This is a genomic window from Rariglobus hedericola, from assembly GCF_007559335.1.
Classification (GTDB): Bacteria; Verrucomicrobiota; Verrucomicrobiia; order Opitutales; family Opitutaceae; genus Rariglobus; species Rariglobus hedericola.
This window is the reverse complement of record NZ_VMBG01000001.1, coordinates 2054112-2070588: the sequence shown is the minus strand read 5'-3', so window position 1 is coordinate 2070588 and position 16477 is coordinate 2054112. Positions and strand designations below refer to the sequence as shown.

15 protein-coding genes are annotated in these 16477 nt (G+C 61.5%); 7 read left to right on the top strand and 8 right to left on the bottom strand.

What is annotated here, in order from left to right:
* Nucleotides 1-120: 120 nt before the first annotated feature.
* Nucleotides 121-1530 carry an oxygen-independent coproporphyrinogen III oxidase gene (gene hemN / locus FPL22_RS09080; protein WP_144229964.1) on the top strand — a complete coding sequence of 470 codons (1410 nt, stop codon included), beginning with the start codon at nt 121-123 and terminating at the stop codon, nt 1528-1530.
* Nucleotides 1531-1538: 8 nt separating this feature from the next.
* On the opposite strand, the gene FPL22_RS09075 is transcribed toward hemN, so the two are convergent.
* Nucleotides 1539-2093 carry a DUF456 family protein gene (locus tag FPL22_RS09075; RefSeq protein ID WP_238991354.1) on the bottom strand — a complete coding sequence of 185 codons (555 nt, stop codon included), beginning with the start codon at nt 2091-2093 and terminating at the stop codon, nt 1539-1541.
* A gap of 212 nt (nt 2094-2305) precedes the next feature.
* Between FPL22_RS09075 and FPL22_RS09070 the strand changes: the two genes are divergently transcribed.
* Nucleotides 2306-3745 (top strand): ammonium transporter, encoded by a 1440-nt coding sequence (locus FPL22_RS09070; RefSeq protein ID WP_144229963.1) that lies wholly within the window; start codon nt 2306-2308, stop codon nt 3743-3745.
* 106 nt (nt 3746-3851) lie between these two features.
* Here FPL22_RS09070 and FPL22_RS09065 read toward each other — a convergent pair whose 3' ends face one another.
* Nucleotides 3852-4247, bottom strand: coding sequence for a DUF3568 family protein (locus FPL22_RS09065; RefSeq protein WP_144229962.1), 396 nt, complete (start codon nt 4245-4247; stop codon nt 3852-3854).
* A 104-nt stretch (nt 4248-4351) separates the two neighbouring features.
* Between FPL22_RS09065 and purE the strand changes: the two genes are divergently transcribed.
* Entirely contained in the window at nt 4352-4840 is a 489-nt protein-coding gene (gene purE / locus FPL22_RS09060; RefSeq protein ID WP_144229961.1) for a 5-(carboxyamino)imidazole ribonucleotide mutase, read from the top strand.
* An 82-nt stretch (nt 4841-4922) separates the two neighbouring features.
* Complete coding sequence (locus FPL22_RS09055; protein ID WP_144229959.1) at nt 4923-6062, top strand: 5-(carboxyamino)imidazole ribonucleotide synthase; 1140 nt, start codon at nt 4923-4925, stop codon at nt 6060-6062.
* Here the strand turns inward: FPL22_RS09055 and FPL22_RS09050 are convergent.
* The 6 genes from FPL22_RS09050 to FPL22_RS09025 all read right to left on the bottom strand — a co-directional run bounded on the left by FPL22_RS09050 (nt 6059) and on the right by FPL22_RS09025 (nt 14455).
* Nucleotides 6059-7168, bottom strand: a complete 1110-nt coding sequence (locus tag FPL22_RS09050) for a nitric oxide synthase oxygenase (RefSeq protein WP_162525242.1) — start codon at nt 7166-7168, stop codon at nt 6059-6061. The genes FPL22_RS09055 and FPL22_RS09050 overlap by 4 nt on opposite strands.
* A 66-nt stretch (nt 7169-7234) precedes the next feature.
* The gene (locus tag FPL22_RS09045) at nt 7235-9151 is read right to left on the bottom strand and encodes a family 20 glycosylhydrolase (protein WP_144229955.1); all 1917 of its coding nucleotides are present in this window, start codon (nt 9149-9151) and stop codon (nt 7235-7237) included.
* 11 nt (nt 9152-9162) lie between these two features.
* A complete protein-coding gene (locus tag FPL22_RS09040) occupies nt 9163-11487 on the bottom strand; it encodes a cation:proton antiporter domain-containing protein (RefSeq protein ID WP_144229953.1) in 2325 nt (774 codons plus the stop codon).
* Nucleotides 11488-11655: 168 nt separating this feature from the next.
* On the bottom strand, nt 11656-12603 hold the full coding sequence (gene tal, locus FPL22_RS09035) for a transaldolase (RefSeq protein WP_144229951.1): 948 nt from the start codon (nt 12601-12603) through the stop codon (nt 11656-11658).
* A 46-nt stretch (nt 12604-12649) separates the two neighbouring features.
* The gene (locus FPL22_RS09030) at nt 12650-14053 is read right to left on the bottom strand and encodes a CCA tRNA nucleotidyltransferase (RefSeq protein ID WP_144229949.1); all 1404 of its coding nucleotides are present in this window, start codon (nt 14051-14053) and stop codon (nt 12650-12652) included.
* Between the two features lie 15 nt (nt 14054-14068).
* Nucleotides 14069-14455, bottom strand: a complete 387-nt coding sequence (locus FPL22_RS09025; RefSeq protein ID WP_144229947.1) for a DUF423 domain-containing protein — start codon at nt 14453-14455, stop codon at nt 14069-14071.
* Between the two features lie 189 nt (nt 14456-14644).
* Between FPL22_RS09025 and FPL22_RS09020 the strand changes: the two genes are divergently transcribed.
* The 3 genes from FPL22_RS09020 (at nt 14645) to rpsI (ending at nt 16308) form a co-directional block, all read left to right on the top strand.
* The gene (locus FPL22_RS09020; protein WP_144229945.1) at nt 14645-15343 is read left to right on the top strand and encodes a TorF family putative porin; all 699 of its coding nucleotides are present in this window, start codon (nt 14645-14647) and stop codon (nt 15341-15343) included.
* Between the two features lie 132 nt (nt 15344-15475).
* A complete protein-coding gene (rplM, locus tag FPL22_RS09015; RefSeq protein ID WP_144229942.1) occupies nt 15476-15904 on the top strand; it encodes a 50S ribosomal protein L13 in 429 nt (142 codons plus the stop codon).
* 5 nt (nt 15905-15909) lie between these two features.
* On the top strand, nt 15910-16308 hold the full coding sequence (gene rpsI, locus FPL22_RS09010; protein WP_144229940.1) for a 30S ribosomal protein S9: 399 nt from the start codon (nt 15910-15912) through the stop codon (nt 16306-16308).
* Nucleotides 16309-16477 lie beyond the last annotated feature (169 nt).

The window sequence follows — 16477 nt, the reverse complement described above, 5'->3', positions numbered from 1 at the left end:
GATGCCGGCGATTTTTTTTGTGCGCGCGGGGGATGCAAAAACCGCGCAGCCATTTTCAATGGCTGCGGAGCCGGCGAAAGGTATTTCAGGCAAGATGCCGGGCGTCCTACCGACACCACCATGGTCTCCTCCCTTTTGACTGATGCGTTTTCTGTCACGCCGGCCGCCGCCGACTTTGATCTCTTGCGGAAATACTCCGGTCCTGTTCCCCGCTACACCTCGTATCCCACGGCGAATCTTTTTACGACTGATCGTGCCGTGTTTGATCCCGTGGATTTGATTGCATGCGACAACCAGCTCGGTGCGGGTCCGCTTTCGCTCTACGTGCATCTGCCGTTTTGCGCCAGTCGTTGCTGGTTCTGCGGCTGCACGAATCTCGTCACCACCCGCCAGTCCGCGGCCGATGATTATCTCGATGATCTGGAGCGCGAGATCGCGCTCACCGCGCCGTTGATCGATCCGGCGAGGCGAGTCACCCAGCTGCATCTCGGCGGAGGCACGCCCACGTTTTTATCGGCTGAGCAGCTCCGGAGGCTCGGCCGTATTTTTCGCGATGCCTTTAAGTTCAACGACACGGCCGAAATCGCGGTCGAGATCGACCCGCGTCATCTCGACCTCGATCAAATCGACGCGTTGCGCGATCTCGGCGCGCGGCGGGCATCACTTGGTGTGCAGGATACCGATCCGGCCGTGCAGACAGCAATTCATCGCGTGCAGCCGCAGGTGTTGAATGAGCGCGCGGTCACGTTGTTGAGGCATGCGGGATTCAACTCGATCAACATCGACCTCATCTACGGCTTGCCCAAACAAACGGTCTCCACGTTTGCCCGCACGATTGACGATGTGCTGGGGCTGGTTCCGGAGCGGTTGTCGGTTTTTAGTTACGCGCATGTTCCGGGGCTCAAACCGGCGCAGCGGATCTTCGACCAGCAGGGACAGTTGCCGGGCGTCGATGAAAAGCTGCGGATGCAACTCCTCGCCAAGGAGCGTTTGCTCGCCGCCGGTTATGTGGAAATCGGCATTGATCACTACGCGCGTCCGCGGGACGAACTGGCCGTCGCGGTGCGCGATCATACGCTGCATCGTAATTTCCAAGGCTACAGCACGCGCGCCGGTGCGTCGGTGTATGGCTTTGGGATCTCGGCGATTTCAACGACGCCCGATGGCTACCGGCAGAACCACAAGAGCCTGGCGACTTATCGTATGGCGTTGCTCAAGGGAGAACTGCCCGTCGCGCGCGGCTGGTGCCTGAGTGATGAGGATCGTCGCCGGCAGATGCTGATTATGCGCCTGATGTGTGATCACCGGTTGGATTTTTACGCGCTTTCGCGGGAGCTCGGCGTGGATGTGTCGATCCGCTATGCGCCGGAATTGGCGTCGTTGGCCGATCTCGAGGCGGATGGAATCGTGGTTCGCGATGAGCACGGTGTTTACATCACCGAGGCCGGACTGCCCTTCGTGCGCGTGGTGGCCTCGCGGTTCGATGCTTACTTAAAACGCGGGGCAGTCGTTCATGCCCGCGCGGTGTGAGCGATTTTTTAGAACGTGGGAGTGTGGCTGGTGGCTTCGTAGGCGTGCCACACGCCGAGTAGGAAAATCGCGATCATCACCACCGCGCAAATGAGGCGGCCGATGGTTGAGATTAAAAAGCCGACGGCAGCGCCCGCACCGGCGAGTAGCGAGGCGCGGTTGGATTTTTCGGCGATGAGTTTTTCCGCGGCCACCGCGCCTATCACGGTTCCGAGGATCAGCATGGGCAGGGAGAAAAACATGCCGATCATCGCACCGCCGCCGGCACCGATCATACCCCATTTGCCACCGCCAAAAAGCCGGGTGCCGAGTAGCACACCGGCAAAATCCACGATCACGGAGAGCAGCCACACGCCGGCGATCCAGCCGATGATCACCCACGAGACATCGCCCGGGAGGAGGAGCTTGTGTGCGACCATCGCGATCAGGATCAGCGTGGTTCCCGGGAGCAAAGGCAGCACCACGCCGGCGAGGCCGATGACGGTGAGCACAATCGTGAGGGTCCAAACCAGGTAGATTTCCATCGTGCTCCGAAGACAGCGGAGTTGCGCGAAGGGATACATGAAAATGCGCGATGACTCAAATAAGTGCCCGATAGCTGCATTAGATGAGTAATTGAGATGATTTTTGCTCAAAAATCGCAGTGTGGCGGCGGCTGGCATTTGTGCTGCTGTATGAAAATTGTTCATTTTATGAAATTGAAGCATGCCATTTTCATCTCCGGTATCGGGGTGTGAAGGGGAACGTTTTTATTTTCAATTAACTCAATAACATCATGTTAAAATCCCTGCATCGTCTAAAATCCCTGGTTTTCGGGGCTCTACTTGTATCTGTGCTGGCCTGCGCCAGTGGTTTGCAGGCTCAGGAAGCCGCACCCGCCGCCGCGCCGGCTGAGCCGACCATTGAACAGCGCCTCGCCGACCTCGAGGCCTACGTGAACAACACGGCGCGCACGCCTGACGTCGCGTCGAAGATCCCCGGACCGGGTCCCGGCCACAATGCATGGCAGATGGTCAGCACAGCGCTGGTCATTTTCATGACGCTACCCGGTTTGGCTCTCTTCTACGGCGGCTTGGTTCGCAAGAAGAACGTCCTCTCTGTCCTCGCCCAGTGTATGGGCGTCGCCGGTCTGGTCACCATCCTGTGGTGGGCTATCGGCTACAGCCTGGCCTTCGGCAGCGGCAATGCGTTCATCGGTGACGCCACCTTCGCGTTCTTGAAGGGCGTGGAGCCAGGCAACGTCGGCGCCGGTTACTACTGGATCAGCGATTCGATGTGGGCGATGTTCCAGCTCTCTTTCGCCATCATCACGCCGGCCCTGATCGTCGGTGCGATCGCCGAGCGCATGAAGTTCATCTCGGTCCTTGTGTTCGTGACGCTCTGGATGTTCGCGGTGTATTTCCCCTTCGCGCACATGGTGTGGAGCGGCACGGGCTTTATGTCGGGCATCCTTAACGCCGGCGCCGGCATCAAGGCGATCGACTTCGCCGGTGGCACCGTGGTGCACATGACCTCGGGTTGGTCCGCACTGGTTCTCTGTATCATCCTCGGCAAGCGCAACGGCTTCGGCAAAGTCCCGATGCCTCCGCACTCGCTGGTGCTCTGCACCGTCGGCACCGGTATGCTCTGGGTCGGTTGGTATGGTTTCAACGCCGGTTCCGCCCTCGGCGCCGACGCGATCGCTTCCAACGCCTTCGCCACCACGACCCTCGCCGCCGCCATCGCCGGTTTCACTTGGGGTATGGCTGAGTGGGTCCTCAAGGGCCATCCCTCCGTCCTCGGTTTTTGCTCGGGTATCGTTGCCGGTCTGGTGGTCATCACCCCCGGCGCCGGTTTCGTCTCCATGAACTCGGCCGTCTTGATCGGCGTGCTCGCCGGTATCGTTCCGTTCATCGCGGTTTCCTATCTGAAGAAGATCCTCGGCTATGATGACGCGCTCGACACCTTCGGCGTGCACGGCGTCGGCGGCACCATGGGTGCTATCCTCACCGGCGTGTTTGCCGACGAGAAGATCAACTCCGTGGTCGGTCCTCTCAAGGAAGGTCTCGTGATGGCCCAGCTCAAAGCCTGCGCCCTGACCATCGTCTGGAGCGTCGTGGCCACCGCCATCATTGCCCTCATCGTCAAGGCAACCATCGGTCTGCGTCCGACCCCCGAGGTCGAGGCCGCCGGTCTGGATACCTCCGAACACGGCGAAGAAGGCTACATCGGCTAAGCGCCGGACCGTTTCATCCTGACAACAAAAAACCGCGGACGTCATGTCCGCGGTTTTTTTGTGCACTCATGCCGGCCGTAAAGGCCACGGGAATGATCGTAATCGATTAGCGCAGGTTGCGCTCGATGAGATCGTAGAGGGCGCGGGAGTTCTTTTTGTCGCCGGTCGTGCTCCAGCGGATGCGCAGCAAGGTCTGCTTGCTGTTCATTTCGGAGACGCTCACGAAGACCTTGTCGTCGGTGCGGGAGCGGGCGTAGAGCTCGCCATCGTAGGTGTTCAGTTCGCTCTTGGTTTCGAAGAGATCATATTCGCGGAAGGCCTTTTGAGTGGCGGCGAAAGCGACGGGCGCGGTGGTGTTGAGCACCATGCGGAATTCGTTGAGCTGATAGACGGCGGATTTATCGCCGGATTCGTCGAGGGCGACGGTGCTGCAGCCGGAGAGGCCGAATGCCAGCGAGGCAAGGGAGAGAGAGGTGAGGAGGGTGGAGCGGATGTTTTTCATGCTGAATCGAACAGGTAAGACCCCACCTTAACGGGGTGGTTCGCGCTGTCACCGTGAAAACCGGTTTGCGGAGGAGGCGCCGGATGGTTTATCGCTTCTCGTCTATGGCCAAGCCACTTGTCGGCATTATCATGGGCAGCACGTCGGACTGGAGCACGATGGAGCATGCCGCGCAGACGCTCAAAGCCCTCGGCATCGCCGCCGAGCATCACGTCGTCTCGGCGCATCGCACGCCCGACAAGATGTATGACTACGCGAAAACCGCCGAAAAACGCGGCCTCAAGGTCATCATCGCCGGTGCCGGTGGCGCCGCTCACTTGCCCGGCATGACCGCCGCGCTCACGCCGCTGCCCGTGCTCGGTGTTCCTGTGGAGTCGCACACGCTAAAGGGCGTCGATTCACTATATTCAATCGTGCAAATGCCCGGCGGCATTCCCGTGGCGACTTTTGCCATCGGCAAGGCCGGTGCGATCAACGCCGCGCTGTTTGCCGCCGCCATCCTCGCGACGGGTGGCGACAAAAAGGTGAAGAAGGCCCTCGATGCTTTCCGTGCCGAACAGACCAGCAAGGTGCTGGCGGCGAAATTGCCCTGATTTAAACACCAGGTGCGCGGAGAGCACAGAGGGATTGATCTTCTGAAGTCTTCTCCGTGTGCTCTGCGGCCTCTGCGTTAAAATGATTCATCCCGGCAAAACGATTGGTGTTCTCGGTGGCGGCCAGCTTGGCCGCATGTTCGCCCATGCGGCGGAGCGTCTCGGCTATCGCGTGCACATTTATGAGCCTGAGGCCAACGGTCCGGCCGGCGAAGTCTCGGCACTGGAGACGAACAAACCTTACACCGACATCGAGGCACTGACGGCCTTTGCCAAGAGCGTCGACGTGCTCACCTACGAATTCGAAAACATCCCGGCCGAGCCGCTCTGGAGCATCGAAAAATACGTGCAGCTTCATCCGCACTGGAACGTCCTCGAGACCTGCCAGAACCGGATGCGCGAGAAAAACTGGCTGCGCAAAAACGACTTTTCTCCTGTGCCGTTTACCGAGGTAGAAGCGGGTGATGACCTCGCCGCCGCCATCCGCAAAATCGGCCTGCCGTGCGTCGTGAAGACCGCCGATTTCGGCTATGATGGCAAGGGGCAGATCAAGGTTTCCGACGACGCGACGCTGTCCAAGGCGGTGGAGTCGTTCACGAAGCAGCGCTGCGTCATCGAGAAGTTCATCGATTTCAAATGCGAGCTGTCGGTCCTCGTGGCGCGCAGCAGCAACGGTGAAGTGAAGATTTTCCCCGTCGCGGAAAACATCCACACGAAACACATTTTGGATTTTTCCATCGTGCCGGCGCGCATCAGCGATGCGGTCAAGGCCGATGCTGAAAAGCTGGCACTCGCCATCGTGGAAAAGCTCAACGTGGTCGGACTGCTGGCGATCGAGTTGTTCCTGACGGATCGCGGCGAACTCCTCGTCAACGAACTCGCGCCGCGTCCGCATAACTCCGGACACTGGACGCTCGATGCTTGCGTGACCTCGCAGTTCGAGCAACACGTGCGCGCCGTATGCGGACTGCCGCTCGGCGACGTGTCGGTCGTGGCGCCGGTCGTTATGGTGAATATTCTGGGTGACGCCTGGAAGTGGGACAACGGCGCGCTCGTGGGCGATGCCAACTGGTCCGCGGTGTTGGCCGAACCGCACGCGAAGCTCCATCTCTACGGAAAAAAAGAGCCGCGTATCGGCCGCAAGATGGGCCACTTCACGGTGACTGCGAAGACGCCGGATGCCGCGCTTGAAGCGGCGCGAGCGATCAAGGCGAAGCTTTAAGATTTCTCCGCGGCCGTCGCGCCCGCCGATGCCCATGCGGACGGTTGCGCGTGGAAGTCGGGTGTAGTGGGAAACTCGGCCATCGGCGTGTGAAACACCGTCGTGGTCGCGGGCGACATGGGCGGCACGATCCAGTCCCAGCGTGCGGACACCTCGCGGCCGGCGGTCTTTTCGCGTTCGCAGAATTTTATGAATTCGGCGGAGGCGGTGTGGTGGTCCACGAGTTTCACGCCGTCGGATTCGTAGGAGTGCAGCACGGCGGCGTTGAGTTCGAGTAACGCGCGATCTTTCCACAAGCTGCGAGGATTGCGCTGATCGAGCGCGAGTTTTTCGGCGATGACCGGCAGGAGATTGTAGCGGTCGGTGTCGGCCAGGTTTCGCGCGCCGATCTCCGTGCCCATATACCAACCGTTGAACGGCGCAGCCGGATAATCGGTGCCGGCGGCATGCAGGCTCATGTCGCTGATCACGGGCACGGCATACCAGCGCAAGCCGAGTTGCTCGAACCAGGCGAACTGCGGATGACGCAGGCGCACTTCGCGCACGAGACCGGCGGGAAGCGGGAAAAGGTGCGGACGTCCATCGCGTCCCGAGACGATCCAAGGGAGCAGATCGAAGCGTCCGGGAGTTGAGGGTGGTTCCCAGCCGAGCGCGCGGGCGTGGTCGGTGAGAGCGATGGTTTTTGGATCACCAAGAATGGTGCCGTCGTGGTGACGGTAGCCCGCGTAGGAGCAGAGCTGGTGATTCCAAATGCGCGGCGCGGGGCCACCGGGATGGTCGGGTGGTGCGTAAACCGTGAGCACCGAGCGCACGTTGCCATCGGCCTGGGCGAATTCGAGGTGCTCGCGCAGGCTGGCGGCGATCTGATCAGCGGAGTCGAGGTGGCGATGATCGCGCACGTTCAAGCTGCGCCAGTAGTGACGGCCGATGCAGCGCGCGTGATTGCGCCACGCGATACGGCCGGCCCAAGTGAGTTCGGCGGACGTGAGCGGAGCGGGGAGTTGCGCGGCGAGGGCGGCGCGGCAGACGGCAAGGCGTTCGTCGAGGATGTGGCCGTGATGCGCTTCGGAGAGGAAGGCGAGTTCGTCTTCGACGGAAGCCGACACCGGTGGTGGCGGAGTAGCGGAAGGGGTAGAGTTAAACGGGCAGCCTGACATCGGTGGGAATGCGAACTAGAATACGAGCGACACGGCATCGCGGTTGCTGCCGAGGTGTAGATCGGGAAAGCCAGAAGTCGGTGCCGGCGTGCCGAGGGCGCGGCGTTCACGCACGGGCCAGTCTTGCGGGCGCAAAATGATGACGCCGTCGGTGAACGTGACTTGGCCGACGGTGACTTCGCCGATTCCGCGCAACGCGATGCGTAGTGGGAGCGCGGGTGAATCGATGGAGACGGAAAACTCGCGTTTGAGGTTGGCTCGGGGTCGGGCGGCTTTGGCGCGGAACTCGATGGTGAAACGTTCGGCGAGGGTTTTCCACGTGCCGTCGGCGGACTGTTGTTCGACGAGAATTTTCTGAAGCGCGGGCGCGTGGTTGTGGACGATGAACGTAAGCTGCCAGCGTCCGTGGACGGGCGAGGCGTCGAGCGCACGGGCGGAATTTTTGGCGGTAGCGTTGAGCCAGGCGCGCCACGTTTTCAAACGCGCTGCGTCGCGATCAAGGATATCGGCGTAGGGCGATTGCACACGCGGATCGCGGGTGCGGGCCCAGATTTCACGGGCATTTAGGCGCGCTTTTGAGAGTTTTAATTCAAACAAATCGAGCGGCTTAAGACAGTTTGTAACGTAATAAGTTACAAACTGCTTTTGTCCGGTGGTGTGGTAGCGGCGGAGTTTTTGGACGTCGCGGGTCGCTTGTCGGATGAAAGATTCGCGGGCGGCGAGGTAGGCGTTGAGCGACGCGCTGGCGGAGAAGGGGGCGGGGAGGTTGGGCTTCGCGGCGAGGCGGGTGAAAAACTTCGCGCTGCGCTCGGCGCGGCCGGGGCCTTCGGGGCCGGCGAGGTTGTCCCAGCGATCATGGGTTTCCCATTTCGCGTAGCCGGCGAAGGCGTGTTCGTCACAGGCGAGTGCGGCGCGGGCGGCTTCGCGGGAGCCAGATTTGCCGAAGACGCGTTCGAAGCCTTTGGCCAGCATGCCGGCGTGGTCGTCGATCTCGGGATTCAACCAGAGGCAGGCGGCGGCGGCGTCCACGACCATGGGCATTTCGAAGGCGAGGCGTTGCGGTTCCCAGCCGGTCATGAGAAAACCGCCGGCGTGAGTTTGACGGCAGCGGCGCCACCAGGATTGGGCGTTGGCGAGACGTTCGCCGAAAACGGGGAGCGGTTCGTGGCGGAAGCCGCCGTTCATCGCACAACCCCAGTATTCGATGCCTTGTTTCGCGAAGGCGGGGGCGAGGTCGTAGTCGGCGTAGTTGTGCAGCTCCATGCGCGGGTGGCGCGGGAACGGATAATAATACCAATCGTAGGCGATCAAGCCGCGAGGGAGTTGCGGGATGGCGTCGGGGATGAGCGCGAGCATGTCGGCCCACAGACCCATGCGGAGGCCGAGCGGCTGGACAAGCGTGTGGAGGCGGTTTACGTATCCAGAAAAATGCGACGCAAGGCCGATGCGTTTCACTTCGGCGCGGGAAAGCGGGTGTTTGCCGAGGTGGAAGGATTCGTCGAGGCCGACGTGGACTTTGCCCGCGGTGCAGAACGGGGCCATGTCGCGGAGGAGTTTTTCGGCGACCTCGAGTGTGCGCGGGTGGAGCGGGCAGATTTGTCCGCGGTCGAGCGGAGTGCCGTCGGGGGCGCGGAGCTCGTTGAGGTCACGCAGCGACGGGTCTTTGATGAGGTATTGGGTGTGGCCGAGGAGGTTGACGATGGGGACGACCTTGATGCCGGCGCGGGTGGCGGCGCGGACGAGTTTTTCGAATTCGCGGGTCGTGTAGGCGTCGGCCCGGGCGACGCCGGGCAGGCTTGGGTAAGCGACCGAGTCCTCAAGGTGCAGGTAGAGTTCCTGATAGCCCCAGTCGGCGTAACGGGGGAGCTGGTCGAGGAGAAAGCCGAGACGCTCGACCTGGCGGCCGAGGTCCCATTGGAAGGCGCGGATCATGCCGGAGCGGGTTATGCGGAAACGGGGAACGGCGGGATGGTTTCGCCGCCGCCGCGCAGCCAGCGGCGGAAGGAACGGAGTTCTTCGAGCGTGCCGACGACGAGGAGGTTGTCGCCGGACTGGAGGGACTGGTTTCCGTCGGGGTTGATGATCTTGGTATTGTCGCGGTGGATACCGACGACGCGCACGCCGGTTTCGCGGGCGATCTGGAGTTGAGCGAGGGTTTTGCCGGTATGCGGGCCGGCGGGAACGGCGTGGGTTTGCAGGATGGAGCCGCTGAATTCGTCGGAGGTTTCATCGACGGTCTTGGTGGTCCCTTGAAGGAAATCGCGGGCGGCGGCGAGGCCCTGGTCTTTGCCCAGGAGGAGAAGTTTGTCGCCCGGATAGATGCGGAGGTCGGGGCCGGTGCGCGTGATGACGTAGCCGTTGCGCTCGACCTCGATGACCGAGCAGCCGAAGCGGGACGGGATGGCGAGCTGGGCGAGGTCGTTGCCGGCGTAGGCGGCGTCGTCGGGCACGGTGTAGTCGTCAAGGCGCATGTCCCAGCCTTCGAGGCCCTGGTCGAGGGCGTTGCGGGCTTCGGTGCGCACGCCGGAAGGACGGTCGGGGTCTTCGCGGAGGACGTCCTGCACGGAAGATTGCCACGTGCTGTGCCAGTAAACGAGGCGGCTGGAGAAGATCGCGACGACCACGAGGGCGGCCGCGCCGATGACGACCCAACCCCAGCCGGGCAGGGCGTTGATGGGCAGGATGGCGTAGAGCCAGTAGCCGAGGAGCACGGCGGAGATGGCGCGGAGACCGTTGTAGATCACGCTGGCGGGAAGACGGGTGCCTTCGCCCAGGCTCTCGGCGAGGATCATGACGATGGCGGTGACGTTGCGCCAGAGGGCGACGAGCATCACGAGAACGATCAGGCCGATGACACCCCAGAAGATGTAGTTGAGACGCACGGTTTCGATCCACTCGGAAGAGAATGAACCTTCGATAAACGCCAGAATCTGGCCTGAGAAAATCAGCAGGCCGGAGGTGACCAGCATTTCGATGGCGATCTGCGGGATGCGGCTGCGGATGAGTTTCCAGGCGAGCGGGGAGGATTTGCCGTTTTGAGCCTGTTGGAGCCAGCCGTGGTAGGCTTCGAGGGCGCGGGTGAGCCAGCGGGGTTCGATGCGTTCCGCAAAACGTAGGAGCGGACCGGCGTTGCGGTTGATGAGCGGGGTGGCGAGCACCGTGAGAATGGAGACGCCGACGGCCAGCGGGTAATACGAAGCGGGCAATACGGCACTGCTCACGCCGAGCTGGGCGATGATGAATGAGAATTCGCCGAGGGGCGTGAGGAGCAGGCCGGCGCGGCGGGCTTCGCGCGGGTGCGTGCCGCAGATGACCATGGCGAGCCCGCAGGCGATGGGGCGGCAGATCATCACGAAGGCGAAGAGGCCGAGGATGAGCGGCCAGACGCCGAACAGCAGGCGGACGTCGATCATCATGCCAATGGACACGAAGAAGACGCTGCTGAAGAGATCGCGCATGCCGGCGAAGGATTTTTCGACACCGACTTTTTGCGGCATCTCGGCGACGATGGCGCCGAGGAGGAAGGCGCCGAGGGCGAGCGAATAACCGGCTTTGGCGGCGGCGATGGAGAGAAGGAAAAGAACGCCGGCGACGATGATCGTCTGGAGTTCGGCGTCGGCGCGGGCTTCGAGGCGGCGAAGCAGGCGGGGGACAAAAAGCAGGCCGGCGCCGACGAGGAGCACGACGAAGGCGCTCATCGTGGCAAGCAGCGTGCCGACGCTGGCGCCGTCACCACCGCCGGACTGGGTCTGGCTCGCGAGGATGGTGAGCATGACGACGGCGACGACGTCTTCCATCACGGTGATGCCGAGGGCGCGTTGAGCGGCGCCTTCGTGAGTGAGTTTAAGTTCACTCACAATCTTCGCGATGACGGCGGAACTGGAGACGACAAACATGCTCGCGATGAAGAGGCTCTGCATGGACGTCCAGCCGACGAACACGCCGAGGAGTTGCGTGAGGTTGAGCATCAGAAACGCGCCGAGGCCGGTGGCGATGAGCGTGGGAAGGCCCATGCGGCCGAGCTTGGTGAGACTCAGCCCGAGACCGATCGCGAACATCAGGAACACGAGACCGACCTGCGAGAGCGTTTGAATGCGAGCGACGTCGGTGACGAAAGAGAACGGCGGCGTGTAGGGGCCGATGACAAGGCCGGCGGCGAGGTAGCCTACGATGACGGAGAGGCCGATGCGTTTGCAGAGCGAACCGGCGAGGCCGGCGGCGAGCAGCACGATGGCGAGGTCCTGGATAAAATTGATACCGTCTTCCATGTCGAAAAATGCCTGCAAACGTCGAAGGGGAATCGCGTCCGCGAGGTGAGCATGAAGGCAGGCCCGCGGGGAGTGCTTGTCAACGTGACTTCTGTCTTTGGCCATAAAAAAGCCCGGCGTGTGGAAACGCCGGGCTTTGGTTGGACGCGAGGATCGCGTGCGACAGACTCAGCCGCGCTTTTGCGCGATAAGCTGTTCGAGTTTCACGATGTCGGCGGAGAAGAGGCGGATGCCTTCGGCGGTCTTTTCGGTGGCCATCGGGTCGTCGTTGAGGGCGAAGCGGAAGGCGGCCTCGGTGAAGGTGGCCTTCTTGAGGTCGGCGGAAGGAGCCTTCGCGGGGTCGAGTTTGCGGACGAGCGGAGCTTCGGAGGCCTTGAGCTCGGCGAGCAGCGGAGGTGCGATGGTGAGGAGGTCGCAACCGGCGAGTTCGACGATCTCACCGGTGTTGCGGAAGGAGGCGCCCATGACCTCGGTCTTGTAGCCGAATTTTTTGTAGTAGGTGTAGATATGGGTGACGGAGATCACGCCCGGATCGGCGGCGCCGGCGAAGTTGGCGTCGGGCTTCTTGGCCTTGTGCCAGTCGAGGATGCGGCCGACGAAAGGCGAGATGAGCGTGATGCCGGCCTCGGCGCAGGCGACGGCCTGGGCGAACGAGAAGAGGAGCGTAAGGTTGCAGTGGATACCGTCTTTCTCGAGTTGCTCGGCGGCTTTGATACCTTCCCAAGTGGAGGCGATCTTGATGAGAACACGGTCTCGGCCGATGCCGGCTTTTTCGTAGAGGGCGATGATCTCGCGGGCCTTGGCGATGGTGGCGGCGGTGTCGAAGGAAAGTCGGGCATCGACCTCGGTGGACACGCGACCAGGGACGATTTTGAGGATCTCGAGGCCGAAATTAACGAGGAGGCGATCAATCACGTGGCCGATGTCGGCGGAGGAGCCGGCGTCCTTGATCGCTTGATCTACGAGCGGCGCATAGGCGGCCATGCCGGCGGCCTTCAGGATGAGCGAGGGATTCGTGGTCGCATCGCGCGGGGTGAATTCCTTCATGGAGGCGAAGTCGCCGGTATCGGCAACGACGACGGTGAACTGTTTCAGCTGGTCGAGTTGGTTGGGCATGATTTTAAAAAAAGTGGGATCAAGGTAAGCGCGGATGCACGGTTTGTCACGGCTCGGAGCCGGGGTTGTTCTGCAAATAATTTCTCAACCAGATGAGGGCGGTTGCTTCGTCGTCGAAAGCGCCGTCGAGCTGGGCTTCGAAGGCGGCGTGAATGATGGCGGTGAAACCGGGACTCGGGCGGTGGCCGAGGGCGATGAGATGTCGGCCAAGCAAGATCGGGCGGGGCGGGGCGATGCGGAGGGAAAGCTGGTGGGCGCGGGTGCGAAGTTTTTCGATGAGGACGAGGTTCTCGGGGCCGGTGAGCGGGGGGCGGCCGAGACTGTCGGCGATCATCACGGCGCAGAGATCGTCGATGGTGGCGGGGTGGAGTTTGCGCGCGAGGCGGCGGATGTGGCTGTCGCTGAACTCGTCGGCGCCATGGTGGTGGGCGAGGTGCAGCACGACCAGCGGACGGACGGCTTCTGGAATGGCGTGAGGCGAGCCGATGCGACGGAGAAAGTTATCCGCGATGGGGCCGCCGGCCGCTTCGTGACCAAGGCTGCGCCAACGCAGGCGTCCGCGAACCTCGGATTGGGCGGTGGTGGCGGGTTTGCCGAAATCGTGGGCGAGCACGCCGAAGAGCAAGATACGACGGCGGGCGGGCGGGGCGTCGCGCCACTCGGGAAGTTGCACGAGGGCGTCGCAGCAATGTTGGGTGTGGGTGAACACATCGCCCTCAGGGTGCCACTCGGGGTCTTGAGGGCAGCCGCGCAGAGCGGCGACCTCGGGGAAGTGGACGAGCCAGCCGGTTTCTTCGAGGACATCGAGACCGCGGGAAGGACGGATGGATTGCGTGGCCCATTTATCCCATTCACCCCAGACGCGTTCGACGGGAAGCTCGCTATAGGTATCCACCATGCTGCGACAAAGCGCGGCGGTTTCTGGAGCGAGGGTGAAATTGAAGCGTGCGGCGAATTGAAAGGCGCGGAGGACGCGCAGCGGGTCTTCGGTGAAAGCGGAGCTGGTGTGACGAAGGACGCGGTCGTTCAGGTCACGTTGGCCACCATGCGGGTCGAACAATTCGCCGGTGAACGGATCGCAGGTGATCGAGTTGATCGTGAAATCGCGCCGGGCGGCGGCATCGGCATCGCTGAGCAACGGGTCGGGCGTGACCGCAAATCCACGATGACCGGCGCCGGTCTTGGATTCACGCCGGGGCAGGCTGAAATCGTATTCGATGGAGCCGAGCCGGAGCTTGATCACCCCGAAACTGCGGCCGACCACGTCGGTGGCGCCGAAAGGTGATAAAATGGCCTGAAGTTCATCAAAATCCACGCCTTGGACCTCAATATCGAAGTCCTTCGGTTTTAATCCCAACAGTGAATCCCGCACGCACCCTCCGGCCAGTCGGGGACGGGCAGTCTGGCGCACGGCTTCCAGCACGGACAGTAAATCAGCGGGCAACTCCATGAAGCGCTGCGGGGTTTATGACGTTTTTGGGTGCTTGGCGGCGGCGACGGCCACGCACAGCCAGCCTAAAATTAAGAATAGTCCGCCCAGCGGAGTCACGGGTCCCAGCCAGCGAGGACCTCCCAGTGAGAGCCAGTATAGCGATCCCGAAAACAGGACCACGCCCGTGATCCAGGCGGCGCAGGCCTTGTTCAGCCATGAAGTCGCGGCATTTTTGTCCAAGGCCTGAAAACAAACTGCGAGCAAGGCCGGGGCGTGAATTAAATGGTATAACACTGCTGTGTTCCAAGTGGATGTAGTTCCATGGGTGATCAGGGTATCTTTCAGGGCGTGGGCACCGAAGGCACCTGCCATCACGCCAATGGCTCCCACAGCGGCAGTTAAATATAAATAGCTACGCATGGCGGTAAGTTGAGAGATACCTGCCCGATTGCCACAGGGTTCTGCGCCTAGAGTGGATTTTACCTCGTGGCGGTGGCGGCGTGACCCCCGAGTAAAGACTTGAAGGATGCTTGGTAGTTCTTTGCATGCGTTTGCTGGGTCCCTGACCGGAAACCCGACAGAACCACTAAACCAAAGAACTACACCAAAATGAAAAAGATGATCCTCGCTGTCGCAGCTCTTGCGGCCGGTGTGTCCGCCTCCGCTCAGGATGCTTCCAACGCCTCCTCCTTGGCCGTTAGCCTTGATGTCACGTATGTTAGCGATTACGTGTTCCGTGGCGCCAAGCTCGCCGATGCCTCCATCCAGCCTTCCATCGAGGCTTCTTATGGCGATTTTTATGCCGGCGTGTGGTATTCCGACGCCATCAGCCAGAATAACGCCACGGCTACCTTCGATTCCGAAGCGGATCTTTATCTGGGCTACACCCGCCCGATCACTGAAATCTTTTCCGCCGACCTCGGCGTGACCCGCTACACCTACAATGGTGGCAGCCAGGGTGACACCACGGAGGTTTCCGCCGGCATCAAGACCAACCTGCTCCTGAGCCCCAGCGTTTACTACTACTACGACTTCGATCTCGAAGTGTCCTCTTACATTGGCTCGATCGGTTACAAGCTCCCGATCCCCAAGCTCGGCGTGTCCTTGGATTTCTCGGCCATTCTCGGCTACGTCCAGATCCCGGGCAATGACTACACCTACTGGGGCGCCGGGGTGGCGCTTCCTTATCAGGTCAGCGACACCGCCAAGCTCACCCTAGGCGTGAACTACACCTCGGTTGACGACAAGAACCTCAATCCTGACCAGGATCAGGTCGTTTTCTTCCTCGGCCTGTCGGTCGGTTTCTAATCTGGATCGATTCACGGATCGAAAACCCTCGGGCCCGTCCTGCCGGCAACGGCAGGGCGGGTTTTTTGTTCACAAGGCCAAAAGAGGGGTTGACACCTCTCGGGCAAACCTTCGCAATCCGCCTCTTTTCTCATGAAAACGTTCCTCGCCAAAAAAGAGACTGTGCAAGCCAAATGGCATCTTATCGATGCCGAGGGCGCCGTCCTTGGCCGTCTCGCGGTCAAAGCCGCCAACCTTATCCGCGGCCGCCATAAAGCTTCCTACACCCCGAGCGTCGATACCGGCGACTTCGTTGTCATCATTAACGCCGAGAAGGTCGTCCTGACCGGCAAGAAGGAAGAGCAGAACAAGTATATGTTCTTCTCGGGTTTCGTCGGTGGCGAGAGCTACAAGACCATGCAGCAGATGCGTGAGAAGAATCCGGCCTTCATCATCGAGCACGCCGTCAAAGGCATGCTGCCGAAGAACCGCATTGCCCGTGACATGCTCACCAAGCTCCGCGTGTTCGCCGGCCCGAACCACACCCACGAGGCCCAGAGCCCCGTTAAGACCTCCGTCTGATTACCATGAGCGCTGAAAAGACCATCTATCTCGGCACCGGCCGTCGCAAGACCTCCACTGCCCGCGTTCGCCTCTCTGAAGGCACCGGTAAGCTCACTGCCAACGGCAGCGACTTCGACACCTATTTCTCCCACGAGAACTTCTCGAAGCAGGCTTTCCGCCCCCTGCTAACTGTTGAGCTCCGCGACAAGGTTGACGTTGACGTCAACGTTGCCGGCGGTGGTGTCACCGGCCAGGCTGGTGCGACCGCCCACGGTATCGCCCGCGCCCTCCAGAAGCTCAATCCCGAGCTTCGCGCCGCCCTCAAAAAGGCCGGCCACCTCAAGCGCGACCCGCGCGAAAAAGAGCGCAAGAAGCCCGGTCAGCCCGGCGCCCGCAAGCGTTTCCAGTTCTCGAAGCGCTAAGCTGTCAGGAACGTTTTCAAAATCCGCCCTTCAAAAGAGGGCGGATTTTTTGTGCCTAGAGCGAAAGAGGTTTTAACGCAGAGACGCAGAGGTGCAGAGACTCAAGAAAGACGCACGCGGCGACAACAGCGCGTCCGTGCTTTGCGTGTCTCCGCGTCCTCTGCGCCTC